Source organism: Cellulosimicrobium sp. TH-20, assembly GCF_002105775.1.
In the GTDB taxonomy this organism is placed as follows: Bacteria; Actinomycetota; Actinomycetes; order Actinomycetales; family Cellulomonadaceae; genus Cellulosimicrobium; species Cellulosimicrobium funkei.
The window spans coordinates 255815-276810 of record NZ_CP020857.1 but is presented as its reverse complement, the minus strand read 5'-3'; the positions used below and the strand labels follow the sequence as shown (position 1 = coordinate 276810).

At 76.4% G+C, this 20996-nt stretch carries 19 protein-coding genes; 9 read left to right on the top strand and 10 right to left on the bottom strand.

Features of this window, described 5'->3' with window-relative positions; all coding sequences use genetic code 11:
- Window position 1 precedes the first annotated feature (1 nt).
- From B8281_RS01235 to B8281_RS01220, 4 genes are all read right to left on the bottom strand, one after another.
- Window positions 2-661, bottom strand: a complete 660-nt coding sequence (locus B8281_RS01235) for a response regulator transcription factor (RefSeq protein ID WP_085386651.1) — start codon at window positions 659-661, stop codon at window positions 2-4.
- Window positions 658-1965, bottom strand: coding sequence for a sensor histidine kinase (locus B8281_RS01230; protein WP_051028414.1), 1308 nt, complete (start codon window positions 1963-1965; stop codon window positions 658-660). Before B8281_RS01230 ends, B8281_RS01235 begins: the two co-directional genes overlap by 4 nt.
- 145 nt (window positions 1966-2110) lie before the next feature.
- Entirely contained in the window at window positions 2111-3004 is an 894-nt protein-coding gene (locus B8281_RS01225) for a hypothetical protein (protein ID WP_085386650.1), read from the bottom strand.
- A complete protein-coding gene (locus B8281_RS01220) occupies window positions 3004-3717 on the bottom strand; it encodes an ABC transporter ATP-binding protein (protein ID WP_085386649.1) in 714 nt (237 codons plus the stop codon). The genes B8281_RS01225 and B8281_RS01220 overlap by 1 nt, the downstream gene beginning before the upstream one ends.
- Before the next feature lie 292 nt (window positions 3718-4009).
- Between B8281_RS01220 and B8281_RS01215 the strand changes: the two genes are divergently transcribed.
- Both B8281_RS01215 and B8281_RS01210 read left to right on the top strand, forming a co-directional pair.
- Window positions 4010-4819, top strand: a complete 810-nt coding sequence (locus B8281_RS01215; protein ID WP_085386648.1) for a peptidoglycan-binding protein — start codon at window positions 4010-4012, stop codon at window positions 4817-4819.
- 88 nt (window positions 4820-4907) lie between these two features.
- The gene (locus tag B8281_RS01210) at window positions 4908-5579 is read left to right on the top strand and encodes a TetR/AcrR family transcriptional regulator (protein ID WP_083711273.1); all 672 of its coding nucleotides are present in this window, start codon (window positions 4908-4910) and stop codon (window positions 5577-5579) included.
- Between the two features lie 21 nt (window positions 5580-5600).
- Here B8281_RS01210 and B8281_RS01205 read toward each other — a convergent pair whose 3' ends face one another.
- The 5 genes from B8281_RS01205 to B8281_RS01185 form a co-directional block, all read right to left on the bottom strand.
- Entirely contained in the window at window positions 5601-6434 is an 834-nt protein-coding gene (locus tag B8281_RS01205; protein WP_232322636.1) for a DUF4190 domain-containing protein, read from the bottom strand.
- Window positions 6431-7081 carry a DUF4190 domain-containing protein gene (locus B8281_RS01200; protein ID WP_085386647.1) on the bottom strand — a complete coding sequence of 217 codons (651 nt, stop codon included), beginning with the start codon at window positions 7079-7081 and terminating at the stop codon, window positions 6431-6433. The genes B8281_RS01205 and B8281_RS01200 overlap by 4 nt, the downstream gene beginning before the upstream one ends.
- Window positions 7082-7171: 90 nt before the next feature.
- Complete coding sequence (locus tag B8281_RS01195; RefSeq protein ID WP_085386646.1) at window positions 7172-7957, bottom strand: exodeoxyribonuclease III; 786 nt, start codon at window positions 7955-7957, stop codon at window positions 7172-7174.
- Between the two features lie 49 nt (window positions 7958-8006).
- Complete coding sequence (locus B8281_RS01190) at window positions 8007-8747, bottom strand: response regulator (protein WP_085386645.1); 741 nt, start codon at window positions 8745-8747, stop codon at window positions 8007-8009.
- The gene (locus B8281_RS01185; RefSeq protein WP_232322635.1) at window positions 8744-10435 is read right to left on the bottom strand and encodes a sensor histidine kinase; all 1692 of its coding nucleotides are present in this window, start codon (window positions 10433-10435) and stop codon (window positions 8744-8746) included. Before B8281_RS01185 ends, B8281_RS01190 begins: the two co-directional genes overlap by 4 nt.
- 183 nt (window positions 10436-10618) lie before the next feature.
- Between B8281_RS01185 and B8281_RS01180 the strand changes: the two genes are divergently transcribed.
- The 7 genes from B8281_RS01180 (at window position 10619) to B8281_RS01150 (ending at window position 20116) form a co-directional block, all read left to right on the top strand.
- Window positions 10619-11689, top strand: coding sequence for a tripartite tricarboxylate transporter substrate binding protein (locus B8281_RS01180; protein WP_085386643.1), 1071 nt, complete (start codon window positions 10619-10621; stop codon window positions 11687-11689).
- The gene (locus B8281_RS19630; protein ID WP_085386642.1) at window positions 11686-12399 is read left to right on the top strand and encodes a tripartite tricarboxylate transporter TctB family protein; all 714 of its coding nucleotides are present in this window, start codon (window positions 11686-11688) and stop codon (window positions 12397-12399) included. Before B8281_RS01180 ends, B8281_RS19630 begins: the two co-directional genes overlap by 4 nt.
- Window positions 12392-13951, top strand: coding sequence for a tripartite tricarboxylate transporter permease (locus tag B8281_RS01170; protein WP_021482991.1), 1560 nt, complete (start codon window positions 12392-12394; stop codon window positions 13949-13951). Before B8281_RS19630 ends, B8281_RS01170 begins: the two co-directional genes overlap by 8 nt.
- Complete coding sequence (locus B8281_RS01165) at window positions 13951-14349, top strand: universal stress protein (RefSeq protein WP_034655300.1); 399 nt, start codon at window positions 13951-13953, stop codon at window positions 14347-14349. Before B8281_RS01170 ends, B8281_RS01165 begins: the two co-directional genes overlap by 1 nt.
- A 58-nt stretch (window positions 14350-14407) precedes the next feature.
- Window positions 14408-15172, top strand: coding sequence for an SDR family oxidoreductase (locus B8281_RS01160; RefSeq protein ID WP_085386641.1), 765 nt, complete (start codon window positions 14408-14410; stop codon window positions 15170-15172).
- 30 nt (window positions 15173-15202) lie between these two features.
- Window positions 15203-15790 carry an orotate phosphoribosyltransferase gene (gene pyrE, locus B8281_RS01155; protein WP_021483023.1) on the top strand — a complete coding sequence of 196 codons (588 nt, stop codon included), beginning with the start codon at window positions 15203-15205 and terminating at the stop codon, window positions 15788-15790.
- A gap of 231 nt (window positions 15791-16021) precedes the next feature.
- Window positions 16022-20116, top strand: coding sequence for an HtaA domain-containing protein (locus B8281_RS01150; protein ID WP_085386640.1), 4095 nt, complete (start codon window positions 16022-16024; stop codon window positions 20114-20116).
- A 106-nt stretch (window positions 20117-20222) separates the two neighbouring features.
- On the opposite strand, the gene B8281_RS01145 is transcribed toward B8281_RS01150, so the two are convergent.
- A complete protein-coding gene (locus B8281_RS01145; protein WP_021482670.1) occupies window positions 20223-20996 on the bottom strand; it encodes an HAD-IIA family hydrolase in 774 nt (257 codons plus the stop codon).

Sequence of the window (20996 nt, the reverse complement as noted above, 5' to 3'; positions counted from 1 at the left end):
GTCAGGCGGCCGGGTCGACGATCCCGTGCCGGAACGCCCACACGACGAGCTGCACGCGGTCGCGCGCGCCCGTCTTCGTCATGGCCCGGCTCAGGTGCGACTTCACGGTGCTCGGCTCGAGGAACAGCGCCGTCGCGATCTCCGCGTTCGACGACCCCCGGCACAGCAGCGCCACGATGTCGAGCTCGCGGGGCGTGAGGAGCGCGGCCGCGTCGTCGTCCCGCGACACCGGGGCACGACGCCGCGCGAACTCGCCGAGCACGCGGCGCGTGAGCGACTGGTCCACGAGGCCGTCGCCCGACGCGACGCGGCGGACGGCGTCCACGAGCACCTCCGGCTCCGCGTCCTTGAGCAGGAACCCGCTCGCCCCCGCCTCCAGCGCCCCGAACACGTAGTCGTCGAGGTCGAACGTGCTCACCACGAGGACGGGCACCGGGTCCGTGACGTCGGGCCCGGCGAGCGCGCGCGTCGCCGTGATGCCGTCGCCGCCGGGCATGCGCACGTCCATGCACACGACGTCGGGGCGCTCGCGGCGCGCGACCCGCACGGCGTCCGCGCCGTTCGACGCCTCGCCGACGACCTCCAGGCCCTCGCTCTCGAGGATGACGGTGAAACCGGCGCGGACGACGGCCTGGTCGTCCACCAGCACGACGCGGGTCACGAGGCCTCCTGGGCGGGGGTGCGAGGGTCGCGCGCGGGGGCGCGGGGGACGGTCAGCCGGACGAGCCACGCGCCGTCGGGCGTGCGCCGCGCGTCGAGCGTGCCGCCGAGCACGGCCGCGCGCTCGCGCATCCCGACGAGGCCGTGGCCCGGTCGCGCGTCCTGCGGGGGAGCGGCGCGACCGGCGGGGTTGCGCACGGTCACGACGACGGCCGCCGGGCTCCACGCGAGCCGCACCGCGACCGGTCGCCCGGGTGCGTGCCGCCGCGCGTTCGCGAGCGCCTCCTGCAGCACGCGGTAGACGGCGATCTGCGCGGTGGGCGCGGGCTCCCAGGGCTCGCCCTCGGTCTCGACGGTGACCGTCGTGCCCGCCGCGCGCGCCGTCTCGAGGAGCGCGGGGAGGTCGGCGAGCGTCGGCTGCGGGGCCTCGCGCTCGTCGCCCTCGTCGTCGCGCCCGCGCAGGATGCCGACCACGAGGCGCAGGTCGTCGAGGGTCTCGCGGCCCTGCGACCGGATCCAGCGCACCGACTCCTTGGCGCGCTCCGGGTCGGCGTCGACGAGCCGTTCCGCCGCGGACGCCTGCACGACGATGCCCGAGAGGTGGTGGGCCGCGACGTCGTGCAGCTCGCGCGCCATGCGGGCACGCTCCTCGAGCACCGCCTGCGCGGCGAGCGCCTCGCGCTCGCGCTCGGCGCGCACCACGCGGTCGCGCAGCTCGGCGACGAGCTCGCGCCGCGTCGCGACGTACGAGCCGACGAGCGCCGCGCCCACGAACGTGAGGACCGCCGAGAGCAGCGCGCCGCCCACCTGGAGCGCGTGCTGCGCGGGCCCGGCGCCGGCGGGGTTGCCGAGACCGCCGAGCGCGAAGACGAGCAGGACCTGCGCGAGCGCCGCGAGCGCCGGCGCCCCGAGGCGGGCGCGGCGGGGCGCGTACGCGCCGGCGGAGTAGGCGGCGACGAGCGTCGCCGGGGCCTGGAACCCGACGTACGGGGGCAGGAGCGCGGTGATCGCGACCTGCGCGACGACCGTCAGCGCGAGGCAGAGCAGCGGCGCCCGACGGCGGAGCACGAGCGCCGCCGCCTGGCCGACGACGAGCGCGAGCACGGCCGCGCGCACGCCCGGGCCGATCACGCTCTCGCCCGGGCCCGCGCCGAACGTGGCGCCGACCTCCGTCGCGAGGACGCGCTCGATGCCGAGGAACAGCGCGACGGTCGCGAGGGCGACGACACCGGCCAGCACGGCGTCGCGGCCGGTGTCGGTGCGGACGCCGACCCGGTCGAGCGCGCGGCGCAGGGTCTCGGTCACGGTCCTCCTCCAACGGGCGACGGGTGCGGGGACGGGGTGCGCCGTCGGGCCCGCCCACCCTACGGGGCGGGCGGGCCGACGGCGCCGTGCGGCTCCCGGCCTGTGGACGACCAGGTCGTCGCGTCGGGAGCCGAACCGGCTGTGGTCAGACGAGGTCGCGTCGCCGCAGGCTCACGGCGCCCCCACCGAGCAGGAGCGCGGCCCAGGCCGCGAGCCCGGCGAGGGCGGCGAGCGCGCCGAGCGGGGCCGCGCCGCCGAGGAGCGTCGCGGCGGACCCGCCGGTCGACGCGAGCGCACCGAGCCCGAGCGGGAGCCACTCGGCCGCGGCCGAGTCGCCGCCGGACAGGAGCGTCACCGCGCCGCGGACGATCGGCTCGGCGAGCGCGAGCGCGGCGACCGTGACGACGCCCGCGACCTGGCCGCGCACGAGGGTGCCGATGCCGAGCCCGAGCCACGCGAGCAGGACGAGCACCGCGAGCCCGCGGGCCCAGACGCCGAGGACGTCGCCGGGGCCGAGCGCGAGGCCCGCGCCCGGCGTCGTGACGATCGCGACGAGCAGGCCCAGGGCGCCCAGGAGGGCGAGGACGACGCCCACGCCGAGCGCGACGGTCGCCGTCGCGCCCGCCTTCGCGCCGAGGATGCGCAGCCGCGACGGCTGGACGAGCGCCGTGGGCACGATGCCTCCCGTGCGGAAGTCGGTCGTCACGGCGAGCACCCCGAGCAGGAGCATGCACACGGTCGCGACGCCGACGGAGCCGGAGCCGCCGAGGCCGGTGCCGAGGAGGTCGAGCATCGAGCGCTGGAACGCGGGCTGCGAGACGTCGGCGAGCGCACCGAGGTCCGGCGCGAGCTCGGCCACCATCTCAGGCGGGGCCTGGAGCCCGACGGTCGTGCCGCTGCCGGCCGCGTCGGCGCTGCGCAGGATCGTGGGGAGCAGCAGGGTGAAGGCCTGGACGACGAGCATCCCGGCGACGGCGACGGCCGCGACGACCCACGTCGCGCGGGTCGTGCGGAGCTTGAGCATCTCGGCGCGGTACATCAGCGCACCCCTTCGGTCGTGGCGGTCAGGTCGAGGTAGAAGTCCTCGAGGGACTCCCCGTGCAGCAGCTCGTCGAGCGGCCCCTCCGCGACGACGCGCCCCTGCCCGACGACGACGAGGTCGTCCGCGACCTGCCGCACCTCGGACAGCACGTGGCTCGCGAGGAGCACGGTGCCGCCGTCGTCGGCGAACGCGCGGACGAGGTCGCGCAGCCAGCGCATCCCGGCGGGGTCGAGACCGTTGGCGGGCTCGTCGAGGACGAGGACCTCCGGGTCGCCGAGCAGCGCGGCCGCGATCCCGACGCGCTGCCGCATCCCCAGCGAGTAGGTGCGCACGCGGCGGTCCGCGGCGGGCGTCATGCCGACGAGCGCGAGCACCTCGTCGACGCGCCGCGCCGGGATCCGCCCGGCGGAGGCGAGCACGCGCAGGTGGTCGCGCCCCGTGCGTCCCGGGTGCAGGCCGCCCGCGTCGAGCAGCGCGCCGACGGTGCGGGCCGGGTGCGCCAGGTCCGCGAACGCGCGGCCGTCGAACGTCGCGGTGCCCGCGGTCGGGGCCGCGAGCCCGAGCAGGACGTGGAGCGTGGTCGTCTTGCCGGCGCCGTTCGGGCCGAGCAGCCCGACGACGCGGCCCGGCGCGGCGGTGAACGTCACGTCGTGCACGGCGTCGAACGCCCCGTACGCCTTGCGCAGCCCGGAGACGTGGATGGTGGTCATGCCGGTCCCTCCCTCGTGCGTCCCGCACGGGCCTCCCGTGCGGTGCCCTACCAGGCTGTCGCGCGGGCCCCCACCGGGTCTTGCGGCGCAGGGCGGAACCTGCGTTGCGACCTCCGTGGGAGGCGCGGCGCCGCCCCGCTGGACCGGGGGAGCCGTGGCGGGTATCGCCGCAGGTGAGGGCGTCGGGCGTGACACACGAGCCGGGATGGGGCAGGGTGGACGTCCACCCGACCGCCCCGGCGGGCAGCGTGTCGCGCCGTCCGCCCCCTCGACAGCCCCGGAAGGAGGCGACGTGCGCCGACGCCACGACCGGTCCGGACCCGCCGAGCGGGACCGCACCGCCCCCCTCCAGCGGCCCGCGCGCCGCACCGCCACGCCGTGGGTCACGGTCGCCGCCGGTGCCGGGGCGGTGACGCTCGTCGTCGCCGTCGCGGGCATGGTCGGTGCCGCGACGGGCGGTGGCGAGGCGGTCGTCGTCGGCGGGGTCTCTGCCGAGGGCGGCGCGAACGGCGAGGACACGGTCCCCGCGGTCACGCCGCGCCCCGACACCCCCCGCCCCGAGGTGACCCGCATCCCTCCGCCCGACGCGGCGGACGGCACGTCCGACGACGCGCGCCCGGCCCCGTCCCCGCGCCCGTCCGCGAGCGGCCAGGGAGAGCAGGCCGCGCCCGGCGCGCCCTCGCCCACCACCGAGCCCGCGCCCGCTCCCACCGCGTCCGAGCCGACCCCGGCACCGACCGAGCCCGCCCCGACGTCCTCCCCGACGACCGACCCCGGCACCGGGTCCGTCTCGTGGGTCCAGGAGCGGCTCCGGGTGCACGGTGCCGACGTCGCCGTCACGGGGACGATGGACGACGCCACGCGCACCGCGCTGCGGTCGTTCCAGAAGGCGCACGGCCTCACACCCGACGGCACCGTCACCGCGGCGACCGCCGAGGCCCTGCGCGCCGCGCCGCCCGACGTCGAGGACCCCACCGGACCTGGCCCGACGCCCCCGGCCGAGCCCGCGCCGACGCCCTCCACCGACCGGCCGTCGGTGGCGGTGCCCGGGCCGTCGTCGAGCGCCGACGAGCCCGCCCCGACGCTCGCCCCCGCACCCTGAACCTTCTCCGCCCGGGCGCGGGCACCCCGCCGGGCCGCACCGCGGTCGGTAGGGTGTGCCCTCGTCGGACGACGGACGGAGCAGTGCCATGACGAGCGCGGCCATCGGCGCCGGGCAGGACCCCACGGGCTCCCGCCGCGCCGCGGCGCCCGACCCCGCCCGCGGGTACGCGAAGGGGCGCGCCAAGCGCGAGGAGATCCTCCAGGCGGCCGTCGTGCTCTTCGGCGAGGTCGGCTTCCACGCCGCGTCGCTGCGCGAGCTCGCGTCCCGCGTGGGCATGTCCCACCCCGGGCTGCTCCACCACTTCCCGACGAAGGCGGCGCTCCTCGAGGCGGTGCTCGACCACCGGGAGACCGTCGACCGCGCCGACCTCGAGGAGGACCTCGCGCGCGGGACCGACTTCTTCGACGCGCTCGTGCGGCTCGTCGAGCGCAACGCCCTGCGCCGGCCGATCGTCGAGCTGTTCACGGCGCTCGCGGCCGAGGCGACGTCGCCCGACCACCCGGCGCACGCGTACTTTGTCGAGCGCTACGAGTCCACGGTCGCGCGCATCGGCGAGCAGCTCTCCCGCCGCGCCCGGGCGGGCGGCCTGCGCGACGGCGTCGAGCCGGAGGTCGCGGCCCGCCAGCTCGTCGCGCTCATGGACGGTCTCCAGGTCCAGTGGCTGCTGTCCCTCGACCGCCCGCGGCCCGAGCGCGTCGACATGGCCGCGGACCTGCGCGCGTACCTACGCCTCGTGCTGTCCGACGCCGAACGCTGACGGCGCGGTCCGCCCGCGACGTCAGCCGATCAGGTCCGCCGGGAGCGGGGCCTCGCTGCTCGCCAGGCACAGCCCGGTGCGGTCGCCGCCGCGCCAGGACGCCTCGGTCGGTGCCCACACCACGAGCCGCACGTCCTCCGGGGCATCCGGACCGAGGGTCTCGGGCGTGCACACGCGCGCCACGCGGCGGTCCACGGCGTCCTGGCCGGGCCAGACCTCGTCCGCGCCCAGGTCGGTGCGGCCGACGACCTGCGCCCGGTGCTCGTCCGCGCACGGGACGGCGCGCACGCGCGACACCTCGCCGTCGGGCGGGAGCTCGTCGAGGCACGTCCCCAGCACGAGCTGCACCGCGCTCACCGTGCGGGGCGCGTCCACGTCGCCCGCGAGCGGCGTGCGCGCCTGCTCGCCCTGCCACCAGGCGATCCCGCCCACCACCCATCCGAGCGTCACGACGGCGCCGAGCACCATCCCGGCCACGGCCAGGCCGCGTCCGCGGGTGCCGCGCGAGCGGACGCGCGACAGGGCCGCGGCGCCGAGGCCGACCCCGACCGGCCCGAGCACCACGCCCGCGGGCACGCTCGCGACGGCGAGCGGCTCGACGCCGGGCGCCGCGGGCTGCCACCCGGGCGCGTAGTACGTCTCCGGGGCGAAGCCGGGCCGGTCGCCGGGCCCGGGCGGCGGCACGGGTGCCGCCGCACCGGAGGGGCCGTGCGGCGTCGGGCCGGCCTGGGGCGCGCCGTCCGCGGCGCGGGGCTCCGAGGCCCCGGGCGCTCCCGCGGGGCGCGGGACGGGCTGGCCTCCCGAGGGCCCGGACGCGCGGCCGCCGGGCGGGGCGAAGAGGTCGTCGTCGCTCACGGTGCCGAGTCCCCGAGCGTGCCGGCGAGGACGACGAGCATCGCGAACGCCGTGCCGACCGCGCCGACGACGATCCCGGTCACCGCGAAACCGCGCCCGCGCGTGCCGTCGCGCATGACCTGGTTGAGCGCCACGATGCCCAGCACGAGGCCGACGAGGCCGGGGAAGCCCGCGCAGAGCACGAGGCTCGCGATCGACACGATCATGGACGCGAGCGCGAGCCCGTTGGTCCGCGGCGGGGGCGCGTAGGGCGCGCCGTACGGCGGCGGGTAGCCCCCGTAGCCGGGCGCCGGGTACGCCGCGGGTCCGGGCGGCGCCGCGTACCCGGGCGTCCCGCCGTACGACGGCGTCGCCCCGGGGGCGTAGGGGGTGCCGGGGCCGTAGGGCGACCCGGCGGGCGCGGCCGGCGCGCCGTACGGGGCGCCGGCGCCCGACGTGCTCCCGTACCCGCTCCCGCCGCCCGGCGTGCTCCCGTACCCGCCTCCGGCGCCCGACGGCGCGACGAACCCGCCGTCGTCCGGCGCGGCGGGGGCGTCCTCGGTGGGCGGGTGGTACGGCGTGAGCGGCGGCTGGTGCGGACGCCGCGGGGCGTACGGGTCGGCGGGCTCGTCGGGGGACCCGTACGGAGGGACGGGTGGCGTCGTCATGGACACACCGTAGCGAGGGGACGCGCCCCGCCCGGCCCGGACCCGGGGCTCGGGCCCGCGGCCCGAGCCCGACGGCGGACGCCCCGGAGGTCAGTCCGCCAGGTCGACGACGACCGGCACGTGGTCCGACGCGCCCTTGCCCTTGCGCTCGTCGCGGTCGATCGTCACGCCCGTGACGCGCGCGCGGGCGGCGGGCGACAGGTACGCGAAGTCGATGCGCATGCCCTCGTTCCGGGGGAACCGCAGCCGCTGGTAGTCCCAGTAGGTGTAGGTGCGCTCGGCGGGGATCGCCTCACGCGTGACCTCGGTGTACCCGGCGGCGCCGAACGCGGCGAAGGCGTCCCGCTCGGCGGGGGTGACGTGCGTCTTCCCGGCGAAGTACGCGACGTCCCACACGTCGGTGTCGAGCGGCGCGACGTTCCAGTCCCCGACGAGCGCGACCTGCGCCGCCGGGTCGGTGGCGAGCCAGCCCGCGGCCTGCGCGCGCAGCTCGTCGAGCCAGCGCAGCTTGTAGGCGTAGTGCGGGTCGCCGACCTCGCGCCCGTGGGGGACGTACAGGCTCCACACGCGCACGCCCCCGCACGTCGCGCCGAGCGCGCGCGCCTCCACCGTGTCGCCGAACGCGGGCTGGCCGGGGAACGACGTCTCGACGTCGTCGAGGCCCACGCGCGAGACGACGGCGACGCCGTTCCACTGGTTCACGCCGACGTGCGCGACCTCGTACCCGGCCGCCTCGAACGGCGCGACGGGGAACTGCGCGTCCGTGCACTTGGTCTCCTGGAGCGCGAGGACGTCGGTCCCCGTCCGCTCGAGGAACGCGACCGCGCGGTCGACGCGGGCACGGACGGAGTTGATGTTCCAGGTCGCGAGGCGCACGGGCCCCACCGTACGGCGTCGCGGGCGCGACCCGCAGCGGCCCCGACGGTCAGGCGGGCCGGTAGCCGTTCTCCGGTCGCCCGGCCGCGCCGTACCGGGGTGCGACGTCGGCGCGCCCCGTCGCGACGAGATGCTCGAGGTAGCGGCGCGCGCTCACGCGCGACATCCCGGTCCGCGCGGCGACCTCGCCCGCCGACGCGTCGCCCGCGTCGGCGCACGCGGCCGCGAGCGCCTCGACGACGAGCCGCAGGCTGCGCTCGGACAGCCCCTTCGGCAGCGCCGCGGCGTCCGGCGTCCCGCGCCGCACGAGGCGGTCGACGGCGTCCTGGTCGAGCTCGTCGCCCGCGGTGCGCAGCGAGTCGCGCAGCCGGGCGACCTCGTCGAGCCGGCCGCGCAGCGCCGCGGCCGTGAACGGCTTGACGAGGTAGTGCTGCACGCCGCCCGCCATGGCCTGGCGGACGCTCTCCAGCTCGCGCGCGGCGGTCGTCGCGACGACGTCGACGGGCGGGGACGGCCGGCGCCGGATCTGGCGCAGCACGTGCAGCCCGGTCGCGTCCGGCAGGTAGATGTCGAGCAGCACGACGTCCGGGTCGAGCACGGCGAACGCGCGCAGCGCCTCGGCCGCCGTGCGCGCCTCGCCCACGACGACGAAGCGCGGGTGCGACTCGACGAAGCCGCGGTGCAGGCGCGCGATCGTCGGGTCGTCCTCGACGACGAGGACGCGCAGCCGGTCGCCCGGCGGCGCCGTGGGCGCGCCGGTGGGGGCGGGGGAGCGGCCGGCGGGGGTCACGACGCCGTCTCCGGCGTCCGGGCCCGGGCGCCCGCGGCGGCGTCGACGGGCTGCGCGGGGAGGGCCACCGCGACGCGCGCCCCGCCGAGCACGGAGGTCGTCACCTCGACCGTCCCGCCGCGCCGCGCGGCGACGCGCCGCACGAGCGCGAGACCGATCCCGCGCCCCGGCGGGCCCGCCTTCGTGGTGTACCCGGCGGCGAAGACGTCGGCGCGGGAGCCCGCGGGGATGCCGGGCCCGTCGTCCTCGACGACGACGACGACCCGGTCGCCCGGCGTCGGGCCGGTGCCGTCGGGCGCGCGGTCGGTCACGAGCACGCGGACGCGCCCCCCGGCCCCGACGGCGTCGACCGCGTTGTCGACGAGGTTGCCGAGCACGGTGAGGGCGTCGCCGTGCAGGGCGGCGTCGTCGGGTCCCGTGGGCGCGGCGAGGTGCGCGGACGGCGACACCTCGAGGCGCGAGCCGCGCTCGCGCGTCGTCGTGGCCTTGACCAGGAGCAGCGCCGCGACCTCGGGGGAGTGGACGCCGGGCGCGACGCCCGACGCGGTGAGCAGGCCGCCGTGCCCGGCGCGCTCGATGAACGCGACGGCCTCGTCGGCCTGCCCGAGCTCCAGCAGGCCCGAGACGACGTGCAGCTTGTTGGCGAACTCGTGGGACTGCGCGCGCAGCGCGTCCGTGAGGCCGCGCGCGCCGTCCAGGTCGCGCAGGAGCGCGTGCAGCTCGGTGTGGTCGCGCAGGAGCAGCACGGTGCCGACGGCGCGTCCGGCGACCCGGGCCCGGTCGGCGCGTGCGAGCAGCACGCGCTCGCCCGCGAGGACGAGCGCGCCGCCCTCCTCGGGCCCGGCGGCGGGCGCGTCGGCGTCGGCGGGCCCTGCGGCGTCGGGCACGAGCGCGAGGAGCTGCGGGTCGAGGACGTCGTGCGCGGGCCGCCCGACGGCGTCGGCCGCCGCGATCCCGAGGAGGCGCTGCGCCTCGTCGTTGACGAGCACGACCGCGCCGTCGCGGTCGAGCGCGACGACGCCCTCGGAGATGCCGTGGAGCATCGCGTCGCGCGTCTCGAGCAGCCGGCCGATCTCCTCGGGCTCGAGCCGGAAGATGCGGCGGCGCACGGCGCGCGTCACGAACGCCGCGCACACCACGCCGAGGGCCGCCGCGACGCTGAGGGCCGCGAGCAGCCACCCGAGGTCGTCGGCGAGGTCGTCGGCCAGGTCGGACTCGAGGATGCCGACGCTCGCCGTCCCGACGACGTCCCCCTCGGGCCCGAACACCGGGACCTTGACGCGCCACGACTCGCCCAGCGTGCCGGTCTGCGTGCCCGTCCAGACCTCGCCGGAGAGCGGGACCGACGGGTCGGTCGAGACCGTCTCGCCGATGCGCGTCGGGTCGGGGTGGGAGTACCGCACGCCCTCGTCGTCCGTGACGACGACGTACGTGACGTCGGAGGCCTCGCGGATGACCTCCGCGATCGGCTGGATCGTCGCGGCGGGGTCGTCGTCGTCGAACGCGTCGATGATCGCGGGCAGGCGCGCGACGGAGAACGCGACCGCGGTCATGCGGTCGAGGTAGGCGTCGCGGAGCTGGCGGTGCTGCAGGGTCGAGGCGACCGCCCCCGCCGACGCCACGACCAGGAGCACGATGGCGACCTGCAGCACGAGAAGCTGCACCCGGAGCGACACTGCTCGACCCACCGCACCAGTGTGCCCCAGGTCCGCCGCACCCGGGCCTCGGCCGTGACCACAACGACCGCAACCACCGGATCGACCACAACGTCCAGTACGACCGCAGCCCTCGCCGTGCCGCCCCGCGCTCCTAGGCTCCCCGGATCAGGTCGTGAGGCCCGCGCCGTTGCGGGCCCCGCTCAAGGAGGAGACATGCGATCCGTCGTCCGCCCGCGCTCCGGGCACACCGTCAGCCCGCGGCACGCACTCACTGCGACGCTCGCCGCAGGACTCGTCCTCGGTCTCGCCGCGTGCTCGGGCCTCGAGCCCAGCGCCCCCACGACGGGCGGCTCCGGCGACGCGTCCGGCGAGGCCGCCGCGTCCGTCGACGAGCTCGCGATCGTCGTCCCGGCAGACCCCGGCGGGGGCTGGGACCAGACCGGCCGCGCGATGCAGCAGGACCTCCAGGGGTCCGGGCTCGTGCGCACCGCGACCGTCACGAACGTCGGCGGCGCCGGCGGCACGGTCGGCCTCGCGTCGCTCGCCAACACCACCGACCCCCACACGCTGCTCGTCATGGGCCTCGTCATGGTCGGCGCGGTCGAGACCAACGAGTCGCAGGCCCGCATCGAGGACACCACCCCGATCGCGCGCCTCACCGAGGAGCCCCTCGTCGTCGTCGTGCCCGCGTCGTCGCCGTACCAGACGCTCGAGGACCTCGTCGACGACGTCGTGGCGAACGGCAAGTCCGTCTCCATCACCGGCGGCTCCGCCGGCGGGGCCGACCACATCCTCGCGGGGATGCTCCTCCAGGCGGCCGACGTGCCGTCGGCCGAGGTGGGCGGCCTCCTCAACTACGTCGCCTACTCGGGCGGCGGCGAGTCGCTCGCCGCGCTGCTCGGCAACAAGGTCAGCGCCGGGATCTCCGGCGTCGGCGAGTACGCGGAGCAGGTCAAGGCCGGGACCGTCCGGGCGCTCGCGGTCTCGGGCGCCGAGCGCACGGAGCTGCTGCCCGACGTGCCGACCATGACCGAGGCCGGGTACGACGTCGAGCTCACGAACTGGCGCGGCGTCGTCGCGCCGGGCGACCTCTCCGACGAGGACCGCGCCGCCCTCGAGCTGCTCGTCAGCGAGATGGTCGCGTCCGACGAGTGGCAGGCGACGCTCGAGGAGAAGGGCTGGGACGACGCGTTCCTCGTGGGCGAGGAGTTCGACGGCTTCCTCACGGAGAACATCGCCGACATCCAGATGACGCTCACCGACGTCGGCCTGGTCACGCCGTGACGAGGCGTCGCGCCTCGCGCGACGCGCCACCCGACGCGTCGCGCGAGCCGGGGTCGTCGCAGGCTCCGTCCGCGGGGTCGTCCGCCGCGGCTCCCGAGCCAGGACCGTCCGACGCCGAGCCCCGCCCCGGGCCGGCGCCGGCGACGGCCGTCGGCGACCCCGCCGACGGCCCGGCCGCCGGGGACCCCGCAGGTGCCACCCCCGCCGCGGGTCCCCGGCGGCGACCCGGCGAGCTCGTCGTCGCCGGCGTCACCGCCGCCCTCGGGGTGTTCGTGCTCCTCGACGCCGGGACGATCGTCGTGCCCGGCTCGGCGAACACGCTCGGTCCCCGGGCGTTCCCCTACCTCGTGGGCGCGATGCTGCTCGCCACCGGCCTCGTGCTGCTCGTCGCCGTCTGGCGGGGGCACGGCGGCCAGGAGGAGGACGGCGAGGACGTCGACCCCGACGCCCGCACCGACTGGCTGACCGTCGGTCTCCTCGGCGCGGTCCTGTTCGTGCACGTCTACGCGATCAACCTCGTCGGGTGGCCGCTCGCCGCGACGCTCCTGTTCGCCGGGGCCGCGATCGTCCTCGGCGCCCGCCCGTGGTGGCGCGCCGCCGTGCTCGGCCTCGTCCTGGCCCTGGTGATCCAGGTCCTGTTCGGGGGCGTGCTCGGGCTGTCGCTCCCGCCCGGCCCGCTCCTGGAGGGGGTGACCTGGTTCCGTGGATAACCTCACCGCGCTGCTCGACGGGTTCGCGACCGTCGTCCAGCCCGTCTACCTGCTCTACGCGCTGTTCGGCGTGTTCGTCGGGACCGCGGTCGGGGTGCTCCCCGGCATCGGCCCCGCGATGACGATCGCGCTGCTCCTGCCGCTCACGTACTCGCTCGACGCGACCGCCGCCATCATCGTGTTCGCCGGCATCTACTACGGCGGCATGTACGGCGGGTCGACGACGTCGATCCTGCTCAACACGCCCGGCGAGTCGTCGTCGATCGTCACGGCGCTCGAGGGCAACAGGATGGCCCGCATGGGCCGTGGGGCGGCCGCGCTCGCGACCGCCGCGATCGGCTCGTTCGTCGCGGGCACCATCGCGACCGTCGCCCTGACGTTCGTCGCGCCGTACGTCGCGCGCTGGGCCGTGCAGCTCGGCGAGCCCGACTACTTCGCGCTCATGGTCGTCGCGTTCGTGACCGTCGGCGCGCTGCTCGGGTCGTCGGTGCCGCGCGGCATGGCGTCCCTGTCGCTCGGCCTGTTCCTCGGGCTCATGGGCACCGACACGCTCACCGGCCAGCAGCGGTTCACGTTCGGCGTCCCGACGCTCGCCGACGGGATCGACGTCGTCATCGTCGCCGTCGGCCTCTTCGCGGTGGGCGAGGCGCTGTACGTCGGGTCGCGCCTGCGGCACGGTCCCGTGCACGTCATCCCCGTCGAGAAGGGCTGGCGCTCCTGGATGAAGCGCGAGGACTGGCGGCGGTCCTGGAAGCCGTGGCTGCGCGGGACGGCGATCGGGTTCCCCGTCGGCACCATCCCGGCGGGCGGCGCCGACGTCGCGACCTTCCTGTCCTACGCCGCCGAGCGCAAGTCCGCCGGGAAGCACAAGGACGAGTTCGGCAAGGGCGCGATCGAGGGCGTCGCGGGCCCGGAGGCGGCGAACAACGCCGCGGCGTCCGGCGTCCTCGTGCCGCTCCTCACGCTCGGCCTCCCGACGACGGCGACCGCCGCGATCATCATCGTCGCGTTCCAGTCGTACGGCATCCAGCCGGGCCCGCTGCTCTTCGAGAGCCAGTCCGCGCTCGTGTGGGCGCTCGTCGCGAGCCTCTACGTGGGCAACCTCATGCTCATCGTGCTCAACCTTCCCCTCGTGGGCATGTGGGTGAAGGTGCTCCAGATCCCGCGGCACTACCTCTACGCGGGCATCCTGCTGTTCGGCGCGCTCGGCTCGTACGCGCTGAACTTCTCCCCGGTCGACGTGCTCATCCTGCTCGTCATCGGCGCGATCGGGTTCTTCATGCGGCGCTACGGCTACCCCGTCGCGCCCATGGTCGTCGGCATGATCCTCGGCCCCATGGCCGAGGACCGCCTGCGCCGCTCGCTCGCGATCAGCCAGGGCGACCTGACGACGCTCGTCACCAGCCCGTTCGCCGCGACGGCCTACGCCCTCGTCGCCGTCGTGGTCCTCGCGGGCCTCTGGCTGCGCCGACGCGAGCGCCGCACCGGCGCCGAGCTCGCGGCGCTCGCGGAGGACGTCCGCGTCGAGGCCCAGGACCAGGAGGTGCGCTGATGACCGTCGTCCTCGCCTACGCGCCCGGCGAGCTCGGGACCGCCGCGACGCGGGCCGCGGCCCGGGCGGCCGTCCTGCTCGGCACCGGCGTCGTCGTGGTCAACACGACGCGCGGCGACCGGCTCGTCGACCCGCGCTGGGCCGACCACGACCAGCTCGTCGAGGTCGGCACGATCCTCGAGGAGGCGGGCGTCGAGCACGAGGTGCGGCACCTGCAGTCCTCCGCGCTGCCCGCGGAGGTCGTGCTCGGTGTCGCGGCCGAGGTCGACGCCGACCTGGTCGTCGTGGGGGTGCGGCACCGCACCCCCGTGGGCAAGCTCGTGCTCGGCTCCACCGCCCAGCAGATCCTGCTGGGCGCCGCGTGCCCCGTGCTCGCCGTGAAGCCGCCGGCCCGGTGACACGACTCCACCCCGCCTGCGGGCGCCCGGGTCACCCGGGCGCCCGTAGGCTGTGACCATGGCGACAGCACTCATCACCGGCGCGAGCGCCGGCCTGGGTTTGGAGTTCGCGTGGCAGCTCGCCACGGCGCGGCACGACCTCGTCCTCGTGGCGCGCGACGAGGCGCGCCTCGAGGAGACCGCACGGCAGATCCGCGCCGCGGCCGGGGTGCGCGTCCAGGTGCTGCGCGCCGACCTCTCCGTGCCCGACGACGTCGCGCGCGTCGCGGAGCGCCTCGCCACGGCCGGCGGCCCGGACGAGCGCCCGGTCGGCCTGCTCGTCAACAACGCGGGCTTCGCGACGCACCAGCACTTCGTCGGGGGCGACCTCGACGTCGAGCTCGAGGCGCTCGACGTCATGGTCCGCGCCGTCATGGTGCTGTCGCACGCGGCGGCGGGCCAGATGACGGAGCGCGGGCGCGGCGCGATCCTCAACGTCGCGTCGGTCGCGGCCCTCACCGCGGGCGGCACGTACGCGGCGGCGAAGGCGTGGGTGCGGTCCTTCACGGAGGGGCTCGCCGTCGAGCTGCACGGCACGGGCGTCACGGCGACCGTGCTGTGCCCCGGCTTCACGCACACCGAGTTCCACGACCGCGCGGGCATCGACAAGTCCGTGCTCCCCGACCTCGCGTGGCTCGACGCCGACCGGGTCGTCGCGGAGGCGCTCGCGGACGTGCGGCGGGGCGTCGTCATCTCCACGCCGTCGGTGCGGTACCGGGTCGCGTCGGCGGCCCTGCGCGCGATGCCGCGCTCCGCCGTCCGCGCGATCGGCAAGTACCGCTAGGCACGGGGCGGGCCCGATACCCTGGCGGTCGTGACTACCGACCCCGCCTCGACGCTCGCCTCGACCCCCCGCGAGCAGCTGCTCGGCCTCATCCGTGAGCTCGCCGTCGTGCACGGCCGCGTGACGCTCTCCTCGGGCAAGGAGGCGGACTACTACGTGGACCTGCGCCGCGTGACGCTGCACCACCGCGCGGCGCCGCTCATCGGCCACCAGCTCCTCGACCTCCTCGAGGAGCAAGGGCTCGGCACGGCGGAGATCGACGCCGTCGGCGGCCTGACGCTCGGCGCCGACCCCATCGCGACCGCCCTCCTGCACGCCGCCGCGTCCCGTGGTCAGGACCTCGACGCGTTCGTGGTGCGCAAGGCGGCCAAGGCGCACGGGATGCAGCGCCAGATCGAGGGCCCCGACGTCGCGGGCCGGCGCGTCGTCGTGGTCGAGGACACCACGACGACGGGCGGCTCGCCGATCACGGCGATCGAGGCCGTGCGCGCGGCCGGGGGCGAGGTCGCGGGCGTCGCGACGATCGTCGACCGTGCCACGGGTGCGGGCGCGAAGATCGAGGCGCTCGGCGTGCCGTACCACTACCTGTTCAGCCTGGAGGACCTCGGCCTCGCCTGAGCCCCTCCCGCTCCGTCTCCCGCCGCTCGACGCGGCGTACCGCCCCGCGGCCTCCTGGGCCGCGGGGCGTCGTCGTGGCGGGAGGAGGCGCGCGTCACATCTCGATAGGTCAGGCTTACCTTGCTTTGGTGAGGCGACCCTTATATGGTCCGTCTCGGCGGAGCGTGAGCACGCTCCCTTCTCGGTCCCGCTCCCCGCCGGGACCTCGCCCGGACCAGCACGGGAGACCTTGTGCGCACTTCATCGCCGAGACGCGTCCGACGCGCCCTCGCCTCGTTCCTCGCCGCGGCGCTCGCCGCCGGCCTCACCGTCGCCGGCACCGGCGCCCCGGCCCAGGCGGCCGCGGCCGACGTGACCGGCGGGTCGGCCACCTGGAACTTCGTCGACTCGTGGACGTCGTACGTCACGGGCGGCATCGCCCAGGGCACGATCACCCCGCCGCTCCAGGGCGGCCAGGCGTCCTACGGTCCCGCGTCCGGCAGCTACGACGCTGCATCCGGGACGGGATCGATCCGCCTCGGTGGATCGACCCGGTACGAGGGCCACCACGGCGCGCTCGACGTGACGATCTCCGACGTGCGGCTCGACCTCACCGGCCCGACGACGGGCGCGGTCTACGCGGACTTCGCGGGCACGGTGAACGCCGGTGCGGGCAACGACGTCAAGGTCGCCGACGTCACGGTGACCGCGACGCGGGCCGGTGACGAGGTCACGTTCATGGCGGACGGGACCGTCGTCGGGACGCTCGGGAACGTCTCGCCGTACTTCGCGTCGTACGCGGGCAAGCCCCTGTCGACCCTGACCGCCCGCGTCGTGTCGCCCGAGCCCGTGGCGCCCGCGCAGGCGACGACGACCACGCTCGCCGCGGCGCCCGCGGGCACGTCCGCGGCCGGGGCGAGCGTGACGCTCACCGCGACCGTCGCGCCCGCCGCCGCGGGCACGGTCGAGTTCCGCGACGGCGGCACCGCCCTCGGCACCGCTCCCGTGGCCGACGGCGTCGCGCGCCTCGAGACCGCGGCCCTCGCCCCGGGCAGCCACCAGCTGAGCGCCGCCTTCGCGCCCGCCGACCCGGCCGCGTTCGTCGCCTCGGCCTCCGCGGCCGTCGCGCACACGGTGACCGCCCCGGAGCCCGAGCCCGAGCCCGAGCCTGCCGTCGAACCCGCGGTCACGGTGTCGCCGTCGGCGCCCGTCGACCCGGCGGTGGAGAACACGTTCACGATCCAGGGCACCGGGTTCGTCGGCGCAGGCGCCGCGAACGGCGCGTACGTGCTCCTCGGCGACGCCTCGATCTGGGACGGCAGCGGCCCTCTCGTCGCGAGCGGCTGGCTCGCCCAGGGCTGGGTCATGCCGCAGCAGGTGCGCGACGGCGCGTTCACGACGACGCTGACCGTCCCGGCCGGAAAGCTCGACCCGGCGAAGCAGTACGTGGTGGCGACCTCCGCCGCGCACGGCCTCTCGGCGACCGACCGCAGCCTCGACACGTTCACGCCCGTCGCGGTCCAGGGCGGCACGGCGCCTGAGCCGGTCTGGGAGCCCCAGATCACCCTCTACGCCGCCGACGGCACGACGCCGCTCGGGGACGCGCCCGTCCGCCCCGACGACAGGATCGTCGTCAAGGGCTCGGGCTTCGACCCGGCCGCGAACGTCGCGCCGGCGGGCAACCGCCCGCCGATCTCCGGCGGCATCCCCGCCGGCACCTACGTGGTCTTCGGCAGCTTCGCGGCCGACTGGCGCCCGTCGGAGGGTGCCCCGTCGAGCGCGCGCACGGCCGGCTCGCAGCAGTGGGCCCTTTCGTCCGCGGCGCTCGACCAGGTGGACCCGCGCTACCAGTCCGCGATCCGCGGGCAGTGGGCCGAGCTCGCGCCGGACGGCACGTTCACCGCCGAGCTCGTCGCGAGCGAGCTCGAGCGTGAGGGCGGCCGGTACGGCGTCTACACGTACGCCGCGGGCGGCACGGTCAACGCCGCGCAGGAGCTGTACGCGCCCGTCGCGTTCACGACCGAGCCCGAGGCGCCCGTGTGGGAGCCCGAGATCTCGGTGCTCGCCGCGGACGGCACGACGCCGCTCGGCGACACCCCTGTAGCAGCGGGCGACACGATCGTCGTCCGGGGCACCGGCTTCGACCCGGCGGCGAACGTCGGCGGGCGCGGCGTCCCGATCCCGGCGACGCTCCCGCAGGGCACCTACGTCGTGTTCGGGAGCTTCGCCGAGCAGTGGCGGCCGTCCGAGGGCGCCGCGGCGTCGACCCGCAAGGTCGGCTCGCAGGTGTGGGCCCTCGCCGAGCCCGTGCTCGACCAGGTCCCCGCGCAGTACCAGTCGGTGGTCCGGGCGCAGTGGACGGACATCACGCCGGACGGCACGTTCGAGGCGCGTCTCGTCGTGAAGAACCCCGCCGCGCTCGAGGGCGGGCGCTACGGCGTTTACACGTACGGCGCCGGCGGCGTGAGCAACGCCGCGCAGGAGCTCTTCGTCCCCGTCGCGTACGACGCACCGGGCACGCTCACCGTCACGCCCGCGTCCATCACGGTGGAGGCCGGCTCGACGGTCCGTCTCACCGTGGACGGCCTCGCTGCGGACGACGCGGTCAAGGCCGTGACGCTCGACGGCGCCCCGGCGTCGTACTCCCGCGACGGCGCGACGCTCGTGCTCACGGTCCCCGCCGGCACCCCCGCCGGGTCCGTCCCCGTCGTCGTCACGTCGGAGCTCGGTCTGACCGGCAGCACCACGCTGACCGTGACCACCAAGCCCGTCGTCGTTCCTCCCGTGGACCCGCAGCCCGCGGTCCCGACGACCGTCGGGAGCCTGACCTGGGGCGTGCGCGGCTCGTTCGTGGACTACATCGAGGGCCCGGTCGCGAAGGGCGACGTGGCGGTGAGCGCGGGGGCCACGCGCGACGGGTCGGCGTTCGCGTTCGGCCAGTCGACGCCGTGGGCGGCGCCCGCAACGGGCACCACGACCGGCTACCACGGGACGGTGCGGTTCTCGGGCCACGGCGGTCTGCTGCACCTCACCGTCTCCGAGCCGCGCGTGCGGATCGACGGGCCGCGGTCCGCGACGCTGGTCCTCGACGTCTCGTCGAGGAACCTCGACGGGACGACCTTCGCGAAGAAGGGTGTCGCCTTCGCGACGCTGTCCCTCCCGCCTGCCTCGACGGCGAAGGACGGGGCGGTCACCTACCGGGCCGCCGAGGCGACCCTCACGGCCGCGGGCTCCGCCGCCTTCTCGGGGTTCTACGCAGCGGGCGATCCTCTCGCGCCCGTGACGTTCACCGTCGGCGCGGCCTCGACCGCACCGGGCGGCGGTGGCGGCGGGACCGAGATGCCGCTCCCGGGTGGCACGACCGACCTGACGAAGGCGACGCTCTCCGTGGCGCAGGCACGCCCGGGCGACGAGGTGACGATCAGCGGCGTCGGGTTCGGTGCGCGCGAGTCGGGCATCCGCACGGAGCTCCGCTCCACGCCGCGCACGCTCGCGACGGGCACGACCGCGAACGCCGGTGGCGCCGCGAGCTCGACCGTGACGATCCCGAAGGACGTCGCGCCGGGCGAGCACACGCTCCTCCTCGTCGGTGCGGACCACACGGCGTCCGCGCCCCTCACGATCGTGGGCGCCGGCACGACCGGCACCGGTTCCGGGTCGGGCAGCGCGGCCGAGCAGTGCTTCGCGCAGGGCGTCAGCGGCGCGACCCTCTCGTGGGGCGTGAGCGACCGGTTCCGGTCGTACGTCACCGGCCCGATCGCGAAGGGCTCGGTCTCGACGGACGGCGTGCGGGACGGCGGCTCGGCGTTCACGTGGAGCGGCGGCAAGGGCTCGTTCAACACGGACCTCGGTAAGGGCCGCGCGAGCTTCGGCGGGTCGGTGTCGTTCTCCGGGCACGAGGGCATCCTCGACCTGCGGATCAGCAACCCGCGGGTGGTCGTGGACGGTTCGTCGGGCACGCTCGTGGTCGACGTGCAGAGCAGCGACATGGAGGGCAACAAGTCCTCGTCGACGGGCGTCGCGTTCGCGAGCCTGGACATGTCGGGGAAGAAGGCGACGTCGGGCTCCACGATCACGTGGAGCGGCGTCCCCGCGACCCTCACGGCCGCCGGCGCGAAGGCGTTCGCCGGGTTCTACGAGGCCGGGACCGCGCTCTCGCCGGTGACGGTGAGCTTCCCGGTCGGCGGCGACGTCGAGTGCGACGCCTACTCGGGGGCCCTCGCCACCACCGGCTCCGACGCCGGGAGCCTCGTGCTCCTGGCCGGGACGCTGCTGCTCACCGGTGCGGCCCTCCTGGCGGTGCGCCGCCGCCGCGCCGGTCGCGCGGAGGTGGCCGCGGCCGCCTGACCCGGTCCCCGGCACGACGACGCCCGGTCACCTCGCGGTGACCGGGCGTCGTCGTGCGTGCGGGGCTCCCGGGAGCGCCGGACCGGCCGGACCGGCCCGGCGGCCCTCAGACGAGGTCGACGAGGTCCGCGACGGAGTCGACGACCTTGCTCGGCCGGAACGGGTAGCGGTCGACGTCGGACATCGTCGTGGACCCCGTCATGACGAGGTAGGTGTACAGGCCCGCCTCGATGCCCGCGACGACGTCGGTGTCCATCCGGTCGCCGATCATCGCGGTCGTCTCGGAGTGGGCGTCGATGCGGTTGAGCGCGGAGCGGAACATCATCGGGTTGGGCTTGCCGACGAAGTACGGCTTGCGGCCCGTCGCCGACGTGATCATCGCCGCGACGGCGCCCGTGGCGGGCAGCGGGCCCTCCTGCGACGGCCCGGTCGTGTCGGGGTTGGTGCAGATGAACCGCGACCCGCCCAGCACGAGGCGGATCGCCTTGGTGATCGCCTCGAACGAGTACGTGCGCGTCTCGCCGAGCACCACGTAGTCCGGGTCGGACTCGGTGAGCGTGTAGCCGGCCTCGTAGAGCGCGGTCGTCAGCCCGGCCTCGCCCACGGCGTACGCGCTGCCCTGGGGGATCTGGTCGGTGAGGAACTGCGCCGTCGCGAGCGCCGACGTCCAGATCGACTCCTCCGGCACGTCGATGCCCGACGTCGCGAGGCGCGCCCGCAGGTCGCGCGCCGTGAAGATCGAGTTGTTCGTGAGGATGAGGAACGGTCGGCCCTTGTCGCGCAGCGCGCGCACGAACTCCGGGGCGCCGGGGATCGCGTGGCCCTCGTGGACGAGCACGCCGTCCATGTCGGTGAGCCAGCTCGTGATCTCTCGTGTCAT